This is a genomic window from Peribacillus sp. TH14 (assembly GCF_016651145.1).
In the GTDB taxonomy this organism is placed as follows: domain Bacteria; phylum Bacillota; class Bacilli; order Bacillales; family DSM-1321; genus Peribacillus; species Peribacillus butanolivorans.
Window position 1 is genome coordinate 319,167 of the sequence record NZ_JAEKEK010000001.1, and the last position, 18,500, is coordinate 337,666.

Genomic DNA, 18,500 nt, shown 5'->3' on the forward strand with positions numbered 1-18,500 from the left:
TCTTTACAGCAACACCCTTTCAAGCCTCTCTGGACTTCTTTTAAAAGGTGATATATTGTGTGATACAGTTTAACTTATTTTTCAAAGATGTCTCCGGAAATTTTTTCTCTGTCCGGTAATATCAAGTTAAGCAAGATTCCAACAATCGCTGAAAGTGCCATTCCAGATAGCGATACCTTATCCGATAATTGTACAAACGCTCCGCCGATTCCAAGTACCAGGATGACTGAAGCTATCATCATGTTGCGTTTTTTATCAAAATCAACTTTATTATCAATCAGCATCCTTAATCCGCTTGAAGCGATGATACCGAAAAGTAAGATTGATATTCCACCCATCACAGCTGTAGGAATCGAGCTGATGACTGCTGAAATCTTACCGTTAAAGCCAAAGACGATTGCAGTTAAAGCAGCTCCGCCGATGATATACACGCTAAATGCCTTTGTCATCGTCAGGACGCCGATATTTTCACCATATGATGTTAGTGGTGGCCCACCGATGAGGGAACCAATCATGATTCCGGCTCCATCCCCTAGGATGGATCGATGTAAACCGGGCTTTTCCAAAAAGTTTCTGCCAACTACTTTACTCAGTACCATCTGGTGGCCGATATGTTCTGATAATGTGACGACGGCCACAGGGACCATGATAGCAATGACTTCCCATGAAAAGATTGGTGTATAGGTTATATAAGGAAACATGAATTTCGGCATTTCCCACCATTGTGCAGATTTAATTGGTTCATAATCTATAATTCCCGCAACTGCTGAACAGCTGTAGCCAACTATAATCCCCATTAAAATGGGAATCAAGTTAATGAATCCTTTAAAGAAAACGTTACAGATAATGGTTACCGCTAAAGTTATTAGCGCTATTATAATATATGTGACACTGTATTTATCTTGCGGATCATACATCGCCATGTCTACAGCCGTTCCAGCGAGGCTTAACCCGATTACAATGATAACTGGTCCAACCACAACCGGAGGCAGCAAATTCATTAACCAGCGTAAACCGACTTTTTGGATAATCAAGGCTACTATTCCATATATGAGTCCTGCTGCAAAGCAGCCAATCATGGCCGCTTCCGGTCCGCCCAACGCCTTTGCCAAAATAATTGGCGTGATGAAGGCGAAGGATGAACCGAGATAAGCAGGTATTTGACCTCTGGTAATCAACAAGTAGGATAATGTTCCTAAGCCGCTTGAAACCAAAGCCACAGCCGGGCTTAACCCTACTAGGAATGGCACTAACACCGTTGCACCAAACATTGCGAATAGGTGCTGGATACTTAATGTTATCCACTGGCCAACTCTAGGTACGTCTTCAACATCAAGTACGACGTCACTTTTTATTTCTTCCATTTTCATATCCCCCTCATGAAAATTGCATCAAAACTGCAAAAACCCTCTTTGCAGTATTACACAAAGAGGGTTTCTCAGAAGATCATTACCTATACATAGGCATAGATCTCCCAATTCACTCCCCTTTGCCAGCCTCTCTGGACTGTCTTTAAAAGGGTTTTATTTAATTTTCATGTTGTTGTTTATTTTTCTAGTATAGTGACTTGATCTACTTCATCTACTTCTGTTAAAGTAACGGTGATTTTTTCCGATTGTGATGTTGGAACGTTCTTCCCAACGAAATCTGCACGGATCGGCAACTCTCTATGTCCTCTGTCAACTAATACTGCGAGCTGGATTTGTGAAGGTCTTCCCAGATCCACAAGTGCATCCATTGCCGCCCTAACGGTTCTACCGGTAAAGAGAACATCATCTACTAAAATCACTTTCTTATCGCTAATATTGACTGGAATGTCTGAACCTTTTACGACCGGTTCACCATCATTCGTATTTTTCGATAGGTCATCGCGGTAAAGTGTAATATCAAGTTCACCTAACTGAATTTCTTTACCTTCTATTTGATTGATGCGCTTTGCAAGTCGGTCAGCCAAGAAAATCCCGCGTGTACGAATCCCAATTAAGACGCAATCCTCAATCCCCTTATTTTTCTCAATAATCTCATGGGCAATTCTCGTCAAGGCTCTGCTAATGGCCTGTTCATCAAGTACTATTGCTTTCTCATTCAACATATTGGCCACCCCGAATTCTTTCATCTGATTGGTCCCCTTTAACAAAAAATCCTCACACCCAGAAGGCGTGAGGATTTCATCGCTATGGGTACAATTATCCCATTTAGCGTATCCGTTTCCTTCTCAGTCTCTCTGGACTGTGTTAAAGGTTCTCATTAAGTTATTATTATAATATATCATAAAAACTCTATTGTCAATCCTTACTTCTACGTAATTGATTAATAAGATTTTCGAACTCTTCCGGAACTGGTGCTTCGAATTCCATATACTCATTTGTACGAGGATGAACGAAACCAAGCAAACCGGCATGCAATGCTTGTCCATCTAACTTCAACGTCTTCTTCGGACCATATTTTGGATCTCCTGCAAGCGGGAATCCGATATATTTCATATGAACACGGATTTGATGAGTTCTTCCTGTTTCAAGCTGACATTCCACCAAAGTAAAAGCAGTGAAACGTTCGATGACACGGAAATGAGTTACAGCATTTTTGGAGTTAGAGTCTGTCACCGTCATGCTTTGGCGTTCTTTTTTATCACGGCCAATTGGAGCGTCAATCGTTCCGAAGTCATGCGGGATAACCCCATGAACTACAGCTTGGTACTTACGGGTAACAGTTTTATCAACCAGTTGCTGAACAAGCTTTTCATGCGCCATATCATTTTTAGCAACCATTAATAAACCTGATGTATCTTTATCGATTCGGTGGACGATACCTGGACGCATTACACCGTTGATTCCAGAAAGATCCTGGCAGTGAGCCATCAATCCATTTACAAGGGTACCAGATACATGTCCTGGCGCTGGGTGGACTACCATACCGCTCGGTTTATTAACAACCAGCACATCTGCATCTTCATAATAGATATCCAAATTCATTTCTTCAGCGACTGCATCCAATTCCTCAAGTTCAGGAATCGTTACTTCAATTGTATCGCCTGTAATACATTTGTAATTCGTTTTTATTGCAGACCCATTAACTAAAACGTGGTCATCTTTAATCCATTGCTGGACTTGAGTACGTGACCATTCCTCATTTAATGTAGAAAGAGCCTTATCAATCCTAACGCCTTTTAGTGTTTCATCGATGCTGTATAACCTTTTATCCATTATCTTACTCCTTAGCGTTTTTTTCTTCTAAAAACATATGAATCACGAGCAGTCCGACACCAATTGAAAGCGCAGCATCAGCAACATTAAATACCGGGAAACTATAGCTGAATATATAGGTATGAACGAAATCGACTACTTCCTGACGAACAACACGGTCGATAAAATTACCAATCGCACCGCCTAGCATGAGCGCAAGTGAAACTCCAAGCAAACGGCTTTCCTTCGCCATTTTCTGAATATAATAGACAAGTCCAATAATGACAGCGATGGTGATGATGTAGAAAAACCACATTTGACCTTGTAGAATTCCCCATGCGGCCCCACGGTTACGATGCGAGGTGATATATAGAAGGTTTTCAATAATTTCAATGCTTTCTCCGTACTCCATTTTTTTCACAATCATCCATTTTGTCAGCTGATCGAAAGCTATGACCAAAAGGGCAATTAAGTAATAAAACACATTTTTTCCCCCAAACTAATCAAATCTTCACTTTTGAATTGTAGCATAAACTAGAAATAATGACTAATACGAAAAACAGAAGACCTCAATCAGCACGTGGAGAATATAAGCTTGGGCTGACAAGGTGCTCTTTTCCTTTTTTAGGAAACAATTTATTTTCGCAAATGATTTTGGTTGTTTCACACACTAGATACCATTTCCCATGAAAAAGGCCGGTCCCCTCATCTAATGGGAACCGGCCCTCCTTTTAAATTATTGATTCACATAATGCTCTTTCACTACAGTTGCACAGCGTGGACAAAGTGTTGAATGTTCTTCCACTTGGCCTACTTCTTTTGAAACATTCCAGCAACGTTCACACGTTTCACCTTCTGCTTTTGTTACAAGAATAGCAATATCCTCAAGTTTTACCGCTTCTGCTGGGGCACTTGCCACATCGCCAGCGATTACAAACTCGGATACGATGAATAACTGTTCAAAGCTCTCTTCGATGCTATCAAGCAGATTCTTTGTTTCTTCATTTACATATACCATCACTTTTGCGTTCAGTGATTTTCCGATAACTTTCTGATTACGAGCTTCTTCCAATGCTTTTAAGACATTATCACGGACATCCATAAATGCCGTCCATTTTTCTTCAATGGCTTCAGCATTATCGATTGAAATTGCTTCGGGCATCAATGTCAATTGTACACTTTCTTCCGTTACACCTGGAATGAACGCCCATACTTCATCAGCTGTATGAGAAAGAATTGGTGACACCAATTTCGTTAAGCCGACCAATGATTCGTAAAGAACCGTTTGGATCGCCATACGATCTTTACCGTTAGGTGCTTCACAATATAAAATATCTTTCGCATAATCAAGGTAGAACGAACTTAAGTCCTGCGTACAGAAGTTATTGACCATATTATAAATTGTAGCAAACTCATAATTCTCATAGCCTTGTTTCGATTGAGTAATCAGCTTATTCAATTTTACTAGCATATATTGATCGACTTCACGTAATTCTTGGAATACCACTTTATCAGTATCAGGATTAAAGCCATCCAAATTACCTAACAGGAAGCGGAATGTATTGCGGATTTTGCGATACACTTCAGAAACTTGTTTTAAAATCGGATCTGAAACTCTTACATCTGATTGGTAATCCACAGAAGCAACCCAAAGGCGTAAAATATCTGCGCCAAGTTGGTTCATGACTTTAGATGGAAGTACAACGTTCCCAATCGATTTACTCATTTTACGGCCTTCACCATCCAAAGCGAACCCGTGGCTTAACACACCTTTATATGGTGCTTTTCCTGTTACAGCCACACTTGTTGAAAGAGATGAGTTAAACCAGCCGCGGTATTGATCCGAACCTTCTAAATAAAGGTCAGCAGGACGCTGCAGATCATCTCTTTCTTCAAGTACTGCTTGATGGGAAGAACCTGAGTCAAACCATACATCCATGATATCCGTTTCCTTCGTGAAGATACCGTTCGGGCTGCCTTCATGGGTAAACCCTTCTGGAAGAAGATCTTTCGCTTCCTGTTCGAACCAGATGTTTGACCCTTGTTCGCGGAATAATTCTGAAATATGGTTGATTGTTTCATCCGTGATGATTGGTTCACCATTTTCTGCATAAAATACTGGAATTGGCACGCCCCATGCACGCTGACGGGAAATACACCAATCTCCACGGTCACGGACCATATTAAACAGGCGTGTTTCACCCCATGCCGGCACCCATTTCGTTTCTTCAATCGCTTTTAGCAGTTCACCACGGAAGTCTTTAATTGACGCGAACCATTGCGCCGTTGCACGGAAAATAGTCGGTTTCTTCGTCCGCCAGTCATGTGGATAAGAATGGGTAATGAACGTCAAATTCAATAGTGCGCCCACTTCTGTTAATTTTTCCGTAATTGGTTTGTTTGCTTGATCATAAAATAATCCTGCAAATTCCCCTGCTTCTTCTGTCATGACACCTTTTTCATCTACAGGACAAAGAACATCCAAGCCATATTTTTGCCCGACGATAAAGTCATCTTCCCCGTGTCCAGGTGCAGTATGAACACAACCAGTACCAGCCTCAGTTGTTACGTGCTCGCCCAACATAACAAGTGATTCCCGGTCATAAAGAGGGTGTTTAGCAACGGCACGGTCCAGTTCGCTACCTTTTACCGATTTCAATATAGTTGGGTTATCCCAGCCTAGAGTTTCTGTAACTGATTCAAGAAGAGCTTCAGCTACTAAATATTTTTCATTTTCGACAGATACCACCACATAATTTAATTGTGGATGCAATGAGATTCCAAGGTTAGCTGGAATCGTCCAAGGTGTTGTTGTCCAAATAATGATTTTTACGCCTTCTTCAATTACACCTTTTCCATCTGTGACTTCAAAAGCAACATAGATAGATGCAGAACGTTTGTCTTGATATTCAATTTCAGCTTCCGCTAGGGCTGATTCACTTGAAGGAGACCAATAAACAGGTTTTTTTCCTTTGTAGATATAGCCTTTTTTCGCCATTTCACCAAAAACCTTGATCTGTTGTGCTTCATATTCAGGTTTTAGGGTAATATAAGGATTCTCCCAATCTCCGCGAACCCCAATACGTTTAAACTGCTCACGTTGATTGTTGATCTGTACGTACGCATACTCTTCACATAGCTTTCTGAATTCAGCTACGCTCATTTCTTTCCGCTTTACACCTTTTTTAGTTAGTGCCGTTTCAATCGGTAGTCCGTGCGTATCCCAGCCCGGTACATATGGTGCTTGAAAACCGCTCATTGATTTAAAGCGGACAATGAAATCCTTTAAAACTTTATTCATTGCATGGCCCATATGGATATCGCCGTTTGCATATGGAGGTCCATCATGCAAAATAAATAAAGGGCGTCCTTCAGTTTGTTCTTGCACTTTTTTATAAATGTCCATTTCTTTCCACTTTTCCTGGATTTCTGGCTCACGTTTCGGTAAATTACCACGCATTGGAAATTCAGTTTTAGGCATCAATAAGGTATCTTTATATTCCATTATAAAATCCTCCATCCGTCTTTACACAAATTCATTCGAACCGATGACTTGATATCCGGACAAAATAAAAAGCCCTCTCATCCCTAAAAAAGGGACGAGAAAGCTTTGCTTCCCGCGGTACCACCCTGGCTAGAAAGATTCACAATAAAGCGAATCCATCCTCTCGAGCATTCGTAACGTGAATGAAACGCATCGTTTACTTACTGCAACAGCAGGTTCAACTCAGAACTCAAGGGTGATATTCAAATTCTTCGCTTATTCCGGGCTTGCACCATCCCCGGCTCGCTAAATATAAGTGTTTGAAGAATCTACTGTCCCTGTCATCGTCTAATGTCATCATGAATAGTATTGTTAAAAAATTATATGCGAAAAAAGTGTTTAAAGTCAAGGAAACCTTTAAATTTCCTCTTCCACTCTTTCATTTAGTTCTATTTCAGTCGCATCTACTTCATAATCAAGAAGATGATCCCAATCGTCATTGTCCAGCAAATCAAGCTGTGCTCCGACAAGCATTTTAAAACGTGTCCGGAATACTTTTGACTGCTTTTTCAAATCCTCAATATCCATCGCTATTTTTCTTGCTTTCACAAGCGACTCATTGACGATCCGATCAGCATTTTTCTCAGCTTCCTTAATGATCAGCTTGGCTTCTTTTTGAGCATTGCGCTTTAATTCTTCTGCTGCTTCCTGTGCGACAATAATCGACTTATTAAGTGTACCCTCAATGGTCGTAAAATGTCCTAAACGATCATAAGTTTCGTTTAATTTTTCTTCAAGTTCTTTTTTCTCTCTCAAAATCAGTTCATAATCTTTAATGACCTGGTCGAGAAACTCATTTACTTCATCTTCATCATACCCTCGAAATACTTTACCAAATTCCTTGTTATGTATATCTATCGGGGTTAAGGGCATTACGGCACCTCCAGAACGGTTTCTACTCTAGTATGTTAAAACTCTATATTCGACAATAAATGTATGAATCCTGCTTGCGATTGAATTATTTTTGTCTGCCTAATGAGATTCTCCACTTATCCTTTTTGGTTTTTCCATCTATTGAGGCTAATTTACATCTACCAAAACCTCTGATAGAAAGTGTATCACCCTCGCGGCATTCTTCCGAAACATTATCTGTTTGCTTAAAATTCACCTTTACTTTTCCCGATGTTATCAGCACTTGTGTTTTTTGACGAGAAATATTCAAGACGGACGATAAAACACTGTCAAGCCTTAAAGAAGTAACAGTAGTTACTTGCTCTTCCCAATTTTCTTTCAACTTGATGATATTCTCGATGGGAAGCCTTTTAATCGTAACGGAAGCGCTACCGATTTTTTCTAGGTTTCCTACGAGATATAAATCCATCTCTTCGGCAGCGAGAAATTGAATTTGCTCATCTGTCACTATTATATCACCAAATTTTTCACGTTTTACCCCCAGAGACATCAAGGTTCCAAGTATTTGCCTGTGCTCTAATGTAACAAATTTTTTTGGATAGGAGATATCGTATAAGGAGATATTGAAATCTGATGGTTCAGGAGAGTAATAATCAGGGTAAATGAGCACACGTTTTCGTTCAACGAAATCACTCCCGCCATAAAATTGCAGCTTTGCATCCGAATCATTCCCTAATAAGGAAGAAAGGATTTCCTGCTGACGCGGATCGAGAAAATCAGAAAGTTTTGGAGCATAAGAATTTTTCACCTGGTCAATCCAATTCACTGCCTGATCGATAAAATCCTTTTCCTCCGGCCTGAAATGCTGATAAATACTCATGATTGAATAATTGCTCCTTACTTGTCTAATTAATGGTCGCTCATCAGGATATAAATATTGACTTCTTCGTTGCGCTACTACACAGTGGGGCATTATCCAACTGTGTAGTAAGAAATACGCATTTTCAGATTAAAAGTTAATCACCCGATTAAAGTTTGCAGATAATAGATTCCATATCCGCTGGCAAAGTTAAGAACCAACAAGGCCACAAGCGGTGAAAGGTCGATCATGCCAAGGGGTGGTATAAATTTTCTGAACGGTTCTAAATAAGGTTCGCAAATCTTTTCCAGGAATTGGCCAATCGATGTTTCCCGAGCATTAGGGAACCATGACATTAATATGTAACCGATTAATGCCATTGAATAAATTTCAATTAAATAATATAAACCTTGAAGCACTAAACCCATTAAACATTACCACCTCGCTTCTTCATACTCCTCTTCGGCGGCGAAACCGGTAATATTACCCGAAACATCGACGTTATCCGGAGTACATAAGAATATATCTGTTCCAATTTTTTGGATATCCCCGCTGATTGCATAGACAGTTCCACTTAAAAAATCAATGATTCGCTTTCCTTGGTCATGTTGAATCCGCTGAAGGTTCACAACAACGGCACGACGGTTTTTCAAATGGTCCGCAACTTCTTGGGCTTCTGCATAAGCACGAGGTTCCAACAATACTACTTTAGAAGATTTCTGTACGCTTTGCAAACTTACGATATTCTTATTGGAGTTATTTCCTGTAGAAGCGGGCTGCTGTTGTTTACCTGATTTCACGACTTTTTGTTCAGCCTCCTCTTCTTCCACCACTTCTTCCTTGTACTCATACTCATCATCCAGCGCGAAATAAGATTTAAATTTTGATACGAACGTCATCTATGCGTACCTCCTTATAATTCTTCGCCTACCAGTGCTGTACCAATGCGAATCATTGTAGCGCCTTCCTCAATCGCAATCGTAAAATCATTGGACATCCCCATGGACAATTCAGTGCATGGAGCATGTCTTAAGCCAGCTTTTTGGAATTCCACTTGAAGTCCCTTTAATTTTCGGAAGCATCTGCGCAATAATTGTTCATCATCTGTCAAAGGCGCCATTGTCATTAATCCAGCAACATTTACCTTATCTAAAGTCGATAGCCCTTGTATAAAATCAAGTGCCGCTTCAGGATCTATTCCATGTTTAGATTCTTCACCTGAAACGTTAACCTGGACTAAACAGTTTATCGGCTCATTTGCCCGTTTTTGTATTTCTTCTGCCAAAGAAATACGATCCAATGAATGAATATACGAAATTTTATCAATGACATTCTTTACTTTGCGTGTTTGCATGGAGCCAATATAATGCCAGTTTGGTTCATCCTTCAGCACTTCATATTTATTCAATAAACCCTCATCTCGATTTTCACCTAAATCGAATATGCCTGCTTCCAAGGCCTCTTTTGCTCTCTCAATGGAAACATATTTCGTCACCGCGATTAACTTTATCTCATCACGGTTCCTTCCACTAATTTCACATGCTTTATTTATCTTTTCTTCGATGTTTTTTAAATTATCTACTACTTTCACTGCTTCCCTAAATCCTCCTTCCAACCAATAAAACTCATCAATCTACCTGTCTTTCCGTTATCACGGCGATGCGAAAAAAACAAGTCATGATTACAGCTTGTACAATATGATGTCACGTCAATCTGACTTTTTGGAATTCCCGATTTTTGAAGAACCATTGCATTAAGCTGTTTAAGGTCTAAATGATATTGTCCTTCGCTGATTAAATTATAGGGCTTTTCGTCATTATCTTCCAGCAAATTCTGCACCAAATCTATCACTTTATCATCAACAACATAGCACTTTGAACAAATCGATGGTCCAATTACAGCAAATATCTCCGTTGACTTTATACCCTTACTCTGCCAAGCTTCAACCATTTTTCGTGCAATTCCATTAACGGTACCCTTCCAGCCAGCATGCGCCACTCCAATCATACCATGTGCTGGAGCCAGAAAATATAAGGGCACGCAGTCAGCATAGCAAAGGGTCAATAAAACATTTTTATCCTTCGTATAAAACCCGTCGGTAGCCTTAAAGCTTGAAGCATAATCTGCTGCGCCTTTCCCGGCATCGAGACTGGTCACTTGCTGGATATATGTTTCATGCGTTTGCTCGGCTCCTATCCATTCATCGAGCGGAAAAGATAGCTTTTCTGCTAAAATTCGGCGGTTTTCCTGGACATCATCTAGCTTATCCCCTACATGAAAACCGGTATTCAACGTTTTAAAGTTTCCAGAACTAACTCCCCCATCTTTCGTGGAGAAGCCCGCTACAAGCTGGAGGTTTTGATGTCTCCAGCTGTCAATGAGCAAATATTGGTCTTCTATTATAACAAATGGTTCTTTCATGATTTAAACCTCTTTATTTTTAGTCTAGTGTATCATATATTTGCACCCTGCACCCTCTAAAACCTTTCATCTTTCAGTTCTGCTTGAAATACTGTCTGATGTTCAACAAGAATGACATCCGCACCGATTTTTTTTATTTTACGCCAAGGAATCACGATGTCCTGTTCCCTCCCGAAAAACCCCATTAACCTGGTGCCATTGGAGACTATAATCGCTTCAATCTTCCCTGTAGCTGTATTGATTTCAAGATCTGACATATTACCTAATTTCTTCCCATCAGCTATATTGACGATATCCTTAATTTGAAATTCAGAAATTCTAGTCATTTCACTCAGCTCCTCAAATTTTCATCATAAATGAAGGTCCTATTTCTATGTATATGACATGATTCACTTAAGGATGAAGATTACAATAAATAAACGTACCTTCATGGTGTTTGTGAAGTACTTCTTCAGAGTTTTTAAACATAATAAAAAAGCCGCTATGGATAAGTTGCTGATAAGCGGGTAGTTGGACGTTTTGTCCCTACCCGCTTCAGCCAACTTTTTCTCATGCTCAGCTTCTACTGTTGGATATTTTTATTCATTTGCTTAATTGCTGCTTTTTCCAATCGGGAGACCTGCGCTTGTGAAATGCCGATTTCCTCAGCTACCTCCATTTGCGTCTTCCCTTGGAAAAACCGTTTTCGAAGAATCATTTTTTCCCGGTCATTCAACCGTCTCATGCCTTCATTTATTGCTATTTCATCAATCCAAGTACTATCTTTGTTTTTCTCATCACTCAGCTGGTCGAGTACATAAATCGGATCCCCGCCATCATTATAAATCGGTTCAAAAAGGGAAACTGGATCTTGTATTGCATCTAATGCAAAAACAATTTCTTCATGAGGTACCTCCAACACTTTGGCGATTTCTTCAGCTGTCGGCTCTCGAAGAGTTTGGCTAATGAGCTTTTCTTTAACCTGCAAAGCTTTGTAAGCAATGTCTCTTAAAGAACGGGAAACTCGAATCGGATTATTGTCACGGAGATATCTTCTGATTTCTCCAATAATCATTGGTACAGCATACGTTGAAAACCTAACATTTTGACCTAAGTCAAAGTTATCTATCGACTTCATCAACCCTATACAGCCTACCTGAAATAGATCATCTACATACTCTCCCCGATTGTTAAAGCGCTGAATAACGCTTAAAACGAGTCGAAGATTCCCGTTTACCAGTTTCTCTCTTGCTGAAATATCGCCATCTTGCAGTTCTTTAAAGAGTTTTCTCATTTCTTCATTCTTTAAAACCGGTAATTTTGATGTATCCACACCGCAGATTTCAACCTTATTACGAGACAAAATTATTCCCTCCTCACAGGAGCGCTGTACAAAAAACAGTATTTCCGCGGGAGAAAAAAATATGCACAAGGCTTGAACAGAAAATCACCATTATTTTTCATTATTGCATTCAAAGCATTGATTTAATTGGTATTTGCGCCCATCATTTTTTTTACACCATTTTATTAAATTCTTTTCTAAGCCTCTTAATAATTCTTTTTTCCAAACGTGAAATATAAGATTGGGAAATTCCCAGCATATCGGCAACATCTTTTTGGGTTTTTTCTTCTCCACCTGCAAGTCCAAAACGAAGCTCCATTATCTGTTTTTCACGTTCGGAGAGTCGCGTTAGAGCCTTCGTTAGCAGCTTGCGGTCCACATTTGCCTCCAGGTCCTTCGTAATTATATCATCGTCAGTACCAAGGACGTCCGATAGCAGGAGCTCATTTCCATCCCAGTCAATATTCAGTGGTTCATCAAAAGACACTTCAGAACGTATTTTGTTATTCCTTCGTAAATACATTAAAATTTCATTCTCTATGCATCTAGAGGCATATGTAGCTAATTTAATTTTTTTCTCGGGGTTGAATGTATTTACAGCCTTAATTAAACCTATGGTACCGATGCTGATTAAGTCTTCTATATTGATACCTGTATTTTCAAATTTCCTTGCAATATAGACAACCAGCCTTAAATTTCGTTCGATTAAAATCGATCGTGCAGCTTCATCGCCCTTAGGCAATTTATTAATCAGTATTGCCTCTTCTTCTTTTGAAAGCGGCGGTGGCAGCGCCTCACTCCCTCCTATATAAAATATTTCGTCCGTTTTCAATCCGAGCATGAACAATAGTTTGTACCAAAAATAAGTGAGTCGAAGAATGAATTTCTTCAAAATAATTCTCCCTTCTAAATAAACGGTTAATGGGTAAAATTTTTGAATGAATCAGTGGTTCAGGAGGCATTTTGCACCGGTATGCCGGTTAACATTTTTGGATGAACAATAGATTGATAGCTATTGTCGGGAGAAAGTTGCTGAAAGGTAAACGAAACGAGTCCCTGCTTGACATGATACTCTTTTTCACCTTGAACGATTTTAATAAAATCCGGCTTAATCGCAGTTAACAATTGATGTTCATGACCGACAACTTTATAAGGGATAACTCGCATTCGTCCAGTCCACGAATACTCAGGCTGTTCCTCCTGCTGAACCAGGCTATCAGGGTTTTTAAACAGGTCTAGCATATCTGCTGGGATTCCTTCTTCCCCCCCTGAAAGGGAGATAATCATTACTGGAGAGCGGGTAATCGGATCATATAACTGATTTCCACTATCCACCAGCCCATTAAATGTTCCTTCAAAGTCTGAAATTTTAACCGATACTGAAACCATTTGTTCATGTGTAAGCTTTGTCATCTCCATCCCCTCGAGTGTGCGCTTGGAAAATTGCCAAGCAAGCGGGAACCCAATCATCACAAATATCCAGCTGACAGGGTCACCAAAACGATTGATTCCAGCATATTGGCTAGTGTCCTTGGAAACTATTTGAAATTCAAACAAATAGTGAAGGCCAAGAAGGATTCCTCCCGATAAAAACGTCACAAAATATAAAGTAGCTACCGACTTCATGAAAAGGTTGAACCTATTAAACCCAAAGGTAGCCAGAACCATAAATAGAGAAACTAAAATCTTCATGTAAACTCGGTCGGCAATTGCATAAAAAGGAGTGAACGCCAATACGATAATGAAGGAACCAATCAGCCCACCGACACAAACCCGCCATAGAGCAACCCTTCGTTTGAGAATAATTGCAGTCCAATATAGAAGGAGGCAGTCAAATGACCAATTCAACAACCAGATCACATCTAAATATAAGGTCAAAAACCCTCCCCTCCTTTTAGGAACTAACCTTCCACTTGCAAAAAGTATAGCGTACCTTCCCTTAGAAAGTGTGTCACTTTTTGTACTGAAAACTTAAGAGTTTTTCAGTCATTTTTTCCCTTTTTGTAGAAAAACAGCTATTGATATTTTCAATTAAGTCATAGAGACTATCCTGCTCCCTTTTATTGCTGTCGATTTATGTTTCAAAAGATAAAGAATTTCTTCCCGCCCGTTATCTTTTTCTCCTTAAGATGATGAAAGTTCAAAATACAAATAGAACGTCTGCTCGGAAACGTCCTTCACCTATTTTTCAAATGAGAATGTCTAGTTGTTTTTACTACGTTTAAAATAGGGCATTGAGTGCAATGAATAACCCTAAGCCACTTCTCAGTTTACTCTTAGTTAGAAACCCATTAGTCAGATACAGAGAAACCGTGTAAAGCTATTGATAGTACCTTTTTGAAGGCCATAGAGTATTTAATGCGCTTATCTGATGATTTCAATCAAAATTCAGCTTTTCAGCAGAGATTTTTTTAAACACAAAAAAACCGTTCCCATTGGGAACGGTTCATTATGGTTAAGAAATTAACGCCTTCTATTACGGTTACGAAGGAAGGTTGGAATATCCAGAGCCTCATCACCTTGATTAGTATTACGCACAGGCTGCTCATTGACTTCTTCTCTCTTCACTTCACGCTTAACATTTGACTGTGGCGTTTGTTGTGTCTGAGGTCTAGGTTGCTGCTGTTGTCCAAGCGTTGGACGTCCAGCAGGCCGTATTGAAGATTCAACCTCGTTAAATCCAGTTGCAATAACTGTAACGACGATTTCATCTTTAAGATTTTCATTGATAACCGAACCGAAAATCATGTTTACGTCTTGATCGGATGCAGTAGCCACGATATCGGCTGCTTCCTGAACTTCAAAAAGACTTAGGTTCGTTCCACCAGTAATATTCATCAGGACGCCTTGAGCACCATCAATGGATGTTTCAAGGAGGGGACTGGAAATAGCTTTCTTCGCTGCTTCTGCTGCACGGTTTTCCCCTGAGGAAATCCCAATGCCCATAAGAGCTGAACCTTTGTTGGACATGATTGTCTTAACATCGGCAAAGTCTAAGTTAATAAGACCAGGGACGGCAATTAGATCTGAAATCCCTTGTACACCTTGACGAAGAACATTATCCGCTTCACGGAATGCTTCAAGCATTGGCGTACTTTTATCAACAATTTCGAGGAGACGGTCGTTTGGAATGACGATTAGTGTGTCAACCGATTCCTTCATGGAAGAAATACCGCCTTGTGCCTGAGTTGCACGTTTTCGGCCTTCGAATGTGAATGGACGTGTGACTACACCTACCGTAAGTGCTCCTAAATCTTTAGCAATACCAGCAATAACCGGCGCAGCTCCTGTACCTGTTCCGCCACCCATTCCAGCAGTTACGAAAACCATATCGGCACCTTTAAGCGCTTCTTCAATTTGTTCTTTGCTTTCTTCTGCGGCTTTCTTTCCTACCTCCGGGTTGGCACCAGCACCCAATCCACGTGTAAGCTTACCACCGATTTGCATTTTGATTTCTGCTTTTGATAGATTAAGAGCCTGCGCGTCAGTATTGACTGAAATAAACTCAACACCTTGTACGCCATGCTCGATCATTCTGTTTACCGCATTGTTTCCGCCGCCGCCAACACCTATTACTTTTATCGTTGCTAATTGTTCTAAATTAGAATCAAACTCCAACATGACAATCCTCCTATTTTGACGAAATTCCCGATTCTTTATGATTGTTATTCAAAAAAGTAACCCAGGATTTTTTTGAATTTAGATTCACCTTTTTCACCTTGTTTTTTAGCCGTGTTCTCTTTACTTTTCTGAGAAACTTTTTGACTGCGCTGGTCATTATTTTCTTGTGCTTGTCCAGCTGCTACAGGAGTTTTATTAGCGGTGTTTTTTTGCATTCTCTCTTTCTTGCATGCGTGTTTAATCAGACCTACAGCTGTCGTGTATTGAGGCTCTCTAACTCCGATATAATTCGGTTCTGCCGTCCTCACACGATTTTGGAACACATATTGAGCAAGCTCCAGGACTCCTGGCATCTTGACGACACCACCGGTCAACACAAAACCTCCCGGGACATCCTGGAAGCCAAGTCTCCTCAAATCATCTTGAATCAGCTCAAATATTTCGGTCACCCTTGCTTCAATAATATCTGAAAGCATTAACTGATTGCAGGGCTGCTGCTGGTCGCTGCCGATGATTGGTATTTGGAATACTTCATCTTCAGACGCGTCATCATAATAGGCATGTCCATGCTTAACTTTAATTTTTTCAGCTTCTTCCATCGTTGTCCTTAGAACGATGGAAAGATCTTTCGTAAGAGTCTCCCCGCCTATAGGAATCACAGACGTATATTGTAAATAGCCTTGTTCGAAAATTGCCAGAGTTGTAGAACCTCCGCCAATATCGACAAGTGCCACACCAAGTTCTTTTTCATCCTTGGATAATACAAGGGCACCTGCTGCTAAGGGCTGAAGAGCAATATCGGTTATTTCTAACCCAGCTCTTTCCACACACCTCAGAGTATTATGTAAGATTGTCCGCAGACCCGTGATTAATATCCCTCTCATTTCCAAACGAACACCTATCATGCCCCTTGGATCACTGATTTCATCAAGTTCATCAACCTTGTAATGAATCGGTACCACGTCGATAATTTCCCTGTCGGATGGTATCGTTATTAACTCCGCTGCTTCTCTAACACGGAAAACGTCATGCTCAGTAATCTCTTTATTGTCACTGGATACTGCTACCACCCCATGACAAGGTTGAAGCGTGACGTGATTTCCACTGATACCGACGATTACTTTTTTTATCTCCATCCCAATCATTCGCTCAGCTTGCTCTACAGCTTTTTGAATAGATTGGACGGTTTCATCTATATCGACGATCGAACCCTTTTTGAGCCCTTCTGATTTAACATTCCCTACGCCGATTATATTTAATGTGTCATTGACCATTTCCCCAATGATAACTTTTACACTGGATGTACCGATGTCAAGACTTACGTAAATTTCGTTGCTGTTCATTCCATGGCACCTCCTTCGGTTTTATACATGTATTAGTAGAATAACATTTTTATATTGAAAGACCTATTCATAATTGAATAACAAACCTAATTGCAACTCGCTAATATGATAATAAACTAGATTATCTAATATGTTTTGGATAAAACTCGTAGGTTTAGCTCTTTATGATGGTTATTGTTCGCTTCTCAAAAAAACGGATATCATTTCCAAACTAGATACTGCCTTAAACTATTCGTCATTTATCACGTAATTCCCTTTAAAATTATAGATTTTTTTCTGTTTTTTCCGTGAAATCGACCATTTATCAATTAATATTCTTCTAATCTGTGCGATATTTTGAAAGAGTCTAACGCCAAACACAAAGATTGCGGCTAAATACAAGTCTACACCAAGATGTACACCTAGAAAAGCCAAACCTGCGGCTAAAACAATATTAAAGAAGAATCCCGTTACAAATACAACTTCATCATAAAGATTTTGCAAATGTGCCCGTATTCCTCCAAATAAGGTATCAAAAGCAGCAAGGACGGCAATGGAAAGATAATTTGAATATTCATGAGGAATATCAAAATCCACCAAAAAGCCTAGGGTAATCCCAATTAACAGTCCAAAAACTGGAAGCCACATTACGATTCCCCTCCATCTATAATGGGCTCCATGTGTTCCACATTAATCGTATTTTGATATGCTGGCAATGTCAGTTCACTAGATGGAGTTGTAATTTGAACTTCAAAATTATCTATAAAGAAATCATCCATTAGTTCAGAACCTTGAATACGCTGTTTTAGTTTTTTGGGATTAACGGTTAGGGCTTGTATTTCAAGCGGGTAATCAGTGAGCGAATATCCGTCTACTTTTGGCTTCCCATTAATATCACGAATCACTGATGTAGAAATGTACCGTTGTCCCGAAATGGAAATTTCATCTGCGCCAAACATATACATTTCATTAATGAGCCTTCTTAATAATACAGGGGAAATATACTCTATCTTCTCACCAAGTAGGAGACCTTCTTTTATAGGTTGGACAGACACACTGACTCCTTTTCCCGTTATCTCAGTCAAACCTGCGTCAGTCTTAAATTCAGAAAGTGTTTCACGCAATAATTCTTCTTTACTTTCATTTTTCTTTGTTTCATAGGATGCAATTTTCTCCTCAAGCTTACTAATACTCTCTAATAATTCAACCTGGGACTGCTGTTCTTTTAATAAATCATTTTTCAGTTGCCACATATCTCTGGTATCAGAAACTACTGGCTGATTTACCAAATTGAATTGAATAGCAAGCATGAAGCCAGCAATCAAAGTAATCAAACTAAAAGATAGCTTTTTTCTCATTTCCAGTGTTTCACCAATCT

19 protein-coding genes are annotated in these 18,500 nt (G+C 39.7%); all 19 read right to left on the reverse strand.

What is annotated here, in order from left to right; translation table 11 throughout:
- Nucleotides 1–74 precede the first annotated feature (74 nt).
- Nucleotides 75–1,364 (reverse strand): solute carrier family 23 protein, encoded by a 1,290-nt coding sequence (locus tag JFU50_RS01650; RefSeq protein ID WP_201181507.1) that lies wholly within the window; start codon nucleotides 1,362–1,364, stop codon nucleotides 75–77.
- Between the two features lie 182 nt (nucleotides 1,365–1,546).
- On the reverse strand, nucleotides 1,547–2,092 hold the full coding sequence (gene pyrR / locus JFU50_RS01655) for a bifunctional pyr operon transcriptional regulator/uracil phosphoribosyltransferase PyrR (protein WP_056527097.1): 546 nt from the start codon (nucleotides 2,090–2,092) through the stop codon (nucleotides 1,547–1,549).
- Nucleotides 2,093–2,285: 193 nt separating this feature from the next.
- Entirely contained in the window at nucleotides 2,286–3,203 is a 918-nt protein-coding gene (locus JFU50_RS01660) for an RluA family pseudouridine synthase (RefSeq protein WP_201221465.1), read from the reverse strand.
- A gap of 4 nt (nucleotides 3,204–3,207) precedes the next feature.
- Nucleotides 3,208–3,666 (reverse strand): signal peptidase II, encoded by a 459-nt coding sequence (lspA, locus tag JFU50_RS01665; RefSeq protein ID WP_053345257.1) that lies wholly within the window; start codon nucleotides 3,664–3,666, stop codon nucleotides 3,208–3,210.
- 252 nt (nucleotides 3,667–3,918) lie between these two features.
- Nucleotides 3,919–6,687 carry an isoleucine--tRNA ligase gene (gene ileS, locus JFU50_RS01670; protein ID WP_201181509.1) on the reverse strand — a complete coding sequence of 923 codons (2,769 nt, stop codon included), beginning with the start codon at nucleotides 6,685–6,687 and terminating at the stop codon, nucleotides 3,919–3,921.
- Nucleotides 6,688–7,083: 396 nt separating this feature from the next.
- Nucleotides 7,084–7,599: a DivIVA domain-containing protein gene (locus JFU50_RS01675; RefSeq protein WP_053345255.1), complete on the reverse strand. Its 516-nt coding sequence runs from the start codon at nucleotides 7,597–7,599 to the stop codon at nucleotides 7,084–7,086.
- A gap of 85 nt (nucleotides 7,600–7,684) precedes the next feature.
- Nucleotides 7,685–8,458 carry a YlmH family RNA-binding protein gene (locus JFU50_RS01680; RefSeq protein ID WP_201221467.1) on the reverse strand — a complete coding sequence of 258 codons (774 nt, stop codon included), beginning with the start codon at nucleotides 8,456–8,458 and terminating at the stop codon, nucleotides 7,685–7,687.
- A gap of 140 nt (nucleotides 8,459–8,598) precedes the next feature.
- Nucleotides 8,599–8,865, reverse strand: coding sequence for a YggT family protein (locus JFU50_RS01685; RefSeq protein ID WP_053345253.1), 267 nt, complete (start codon nucleotides 8,863–8,865; stop codon nucleotides 8,599–8,601).
- 6 nt (nucleotides 8,866–8,871) lie between these two features.
- Nucleotides 8,872–9,336, reverse strand: a complete 465-nt coding sequence (locus tag JFU50_RS01690; RefSeq protein ID WP_056526587.1) for a cell division protein SepF — start codon at nucleotides 9,334–9,336, stop codon at nucleotides 8,872–8,874.
- 14 nt (nucleotides 9,337–9,350) lie between these two features.
- Nucleotides 9,351–10,028 (reverse strand): YggS family pyridoxal phosphate-dependent enzyme, encoded by a 678-nt coding sequence (locus tag JFU50_RS01695; protein ID WP_201221469.1) that lies wholly within the window; start codon nucleotides 10,026–10,028, stop codon nucleotides 9,351–9,353.
- Entirely contained in the window at nucleotides 10,025–10,858 is an 834-nt protein-coding gene (gene pgeF, locus JFU50_RS01700; RefSeq protein ID WP_201221471.1) for a peptidoglycan editing factor PgeF, read from the reverse strand. Before pgeF ends, JFU50_RS01695 begins: the two co-directional genes overlap by 4 nt.
- A 56-nt stretch (nucleotides 10,859–10,914) precedes the next feature.
- Nucleotides 10,915–11,184, reverse strand: coding sequence for a YlmC/YmxH family sporulation protein (locus JFU50_RS01705; RefSeq protein WP_053345249.1), 270 nt, complete (start codon nucleotides 11,182–11,184; stop codon nucleotides 10,915–10,917).
- A gap of 236 nt (nucleotides 11,185–11,420) precedes the next feature.
- On the reverse strand, nucleotides 11,421–12,200 hold the full coding sequence (sigG, locus tag JFU50_RS01710) for an RNA polymerase sporulation sigma factor SigG (protein ID WP_053345248.1): 780 nt from the start codon (nucleotides 12,198–12,200) through the stop codon (nucleotides 11,421–11,423).
- A 151-nt stretch (nucleotides 12,201–12,351) separates the two neighbouring features.
- Nucleotides 12,352–13,071, reverse strand: coding sequence for an RNA polymerase sporulation sigma factor SigE (sigE, locus tag JFU50_RS01715; protein WP_201221473.1), 720 nt, complete (start codon nucleotides 13,069–13,071; stop codon nucleotides 12,352–12,354).
- 59 nt (nucleotides 13,072–13,130) lie between these two features.
- Nucleotides 13,131–14,057 (reverse strand): sigma-E processing peptidase SpoIIGA, encoded by a 927-nt coding sequence (gene spoIIGA, locus JFU50_RS01720; protein WP_201221475.1) that lies wholly within the window; start codon nucleotides 14,055–14,057, stop codon nucleotides 13,131–13,133.
- Nucleotides 14,058–14,642: 585 nt separating this feature from the next.
- A complete protein-coding gene (gene ftsZ / locus JFU50_RS01725; RefSeq protein ID WP_053345245.1) occupies nucleotides 14,643–15,800 on the reverse strand; it encodes a cell division protein FtsZ in 1,158 nt (385 codons plus the stop codon).
- 44 nt (nucleotides 15,801–15,844) lie between these two features.
- Nucleotides 15,845–17,143, reverse strand: a complete 1,299-nt coding sequence (gene ftsA, locus JFU50_RS01730; RefSeq protein ID WP_201181525.1) for a cell division protein FtsA — start codon at nucleotides 17,141–17,143, stop codon at nucleotides 15,845–15,847.
- A 228-nt stretch (nucleotides 17,144–17,371) separates the two neighbouring features.
- Nucleotides 17,372–17,770 (reverse strand): small basic family protein, encoded by a 399-nt coding sequence (locus JFU50_RS01735; RefSeq protein ID WP_201221477.1) that lies wholly within the window; start codon nucleotides 17,768–17,770, stop codon nucleotides 17,372–17,374.
- The gene (locus tag JFU50_RS01740; protein WP_053345242.1) at nucleotides 17,770–18,480 is read right to left on the reverse strand and encodes a DUF881 domain-containing protein; all 711 of its coding nucleotides are present in this window, start codon (nucleotides 18,478–18,480) and stop codon (nucleotides 17,770–17,772) included. The genes JFU50_RS01735 and JFU50_RS01740 overlap by 1 nt, the downstream gene beginning before the upstream one ends.
- Nucleotides 18,481–18,500 lie beyond the last annotated feature (20 nt).

What these genes read in the sequence shown, in the direction of transcription:
- JFU50_RS01705 (WP_053345249.1), bottom strand. Translation starts at nt 11,184, where the DNA reads ATGACTAGAATTTCTGAATTTCAAATTAAGGATATCGTCAATATAGCT.
- JFU50_RS01690 (WP_056526587.1), bottom strand. Translation starts at nt 9,336, where the DNA reads ATGACGTTCGTATCAAAATTTAAATCTTATTTCGCGCTGGATGATGAG.
- JFU50_RS01675 (WP_053345255.1), bottom strand. Translation starts at nt 7,599, where the DNA reads ATGCCCTTAACCCCGATAGATATACATAACAAGGAATTTGGTAAAGTA.
- pgeF (WP_201221471.1), bottom strand. Translation starts at nt 10,858, where the DNA reads ATGAAAGAACCATTTGTTATAATAGAAGACCAATATTTGCTCATTGAC.
- ftsA (WP_201181525.1), bottom strand. Translation starts at nt 17,143, where the DNA reads ATGAACAGCAACGAAATTTACGTAAGTCTTGACATCGGTACATCCAGT.
- pyrR (WP_056527097.1), bottom strand. Translation starts at nt 2,092, where the DNA reads ATGTTGAATGAGAAAGCAATAGTACTTGATGAACAGGCCATTAGCAGA.
- ftsZ (WP_053345245.1), bottom strand. Translation starts at nt 15,800, where the DNA reads ATGTTGGAGTTTGATTCTAATTTAGAACAATTAGCAACGATAAAAGTA.
- JFU50_RS01735 (WP_201221477.1), bottom strand. Translation starts at nt 17,770, where the DNA reads ATGTGGCTTCCAGTTTTTGGACTGTTAATTGGGATTACCCTAGGCTTT.
- JFU50_RS01680 (WP_201221467.1), bottom strand. Translation starts at nt 8,458, where the DNA reads ATGAGTATTTATCAGCATTTCAGGCCGGAGGAAAAGGATTTTATCGAT.
- JFU50_RS01650 (WP_201181507.1), bottom strand. Translation starts at nt 1,364, where the DNA reads ATGGAAGAAATAAAAAGTGACGTCGTACTTGATGTTGAAGACGTACCT.
- ileS (WP_201181509.1), bottom strand. Translation starts at nt 6,687, where the DNA reads ATGGAATATAAAGATACCTTATTGATGCCTAAAACTGAATTTCCAATG.
- JFU50_RS01740 (WP_053345242.1), bottom strand. Translation starts at nt 18,480, where the DNA reads ATGAGAAAAAAGCTATCTTTTAGTTTGATTACTTTGATTGCTGGCTTC.
- JFU50_RS01685 (WP_053345253.1), bottom strand. Translation starts at nt 8,865, where the DNA reads ATGGGTTTAGTGCTTCAAGGTTTATATTATTTAATTGAAATTTATTCA.
- JFU50_RS01660 (WP_201221465.1), bottom strand. Translation starts at nt 3,203, where the DNA reads ATGGATAAAAGGTTATACAGCATCGATGAAACACTAAAAGGCGTTAGG.